This is a genomic window from Neisseria sp. P0001.S005 (assembly GCF_051963715.1).
Genome location: NZ_JBQCTZ010000920.1, coordinates 1 through 304, shown reverse-complemented (window position 1 = coordinate 304; position 304 = coordinate 1). Strand labels below are relative to the sequence as shown.

At 54.6% G+C, this 304-nt stretch carries 1 pseudogene; it reads left to right on the top strand.

Going from position 1 to position 304, the window contains the following annotated elements:
- Positions 1-304, top strand: a pseudogene (locus ACTHSP_RS23495) (erythrose-4-phosphate dehydrogenase); the annotation flags it as partial.

Sequence of the window (304 nt, the reverse complement as noted above, 5' to 3'; positions counted from 1 at the left end):
AAGCCAAAATCCACTTGGAAAGCGGCGCGAAAAAAGTGCTGATTTCCGCTCCCGGCGGCGATGACGTTGACGCAACCATCGTTTACGGCGTAAACGACGACGTGATTACCAACAACATGACCGTTATCTCCAACGCATCTTGTACCACCAACTGCCTGGCGCCTGTGGCCAAAGTGTTGAACGAAAACATCGGCATCGTAAACGGCGTGATGACCACCATCCACGCGCTGACCAACGACCAAACCGTAACCGACGTACGCCACAAAGACCTGCGCCGTGCGCGTAGCGGCGTGGAAAACATGAT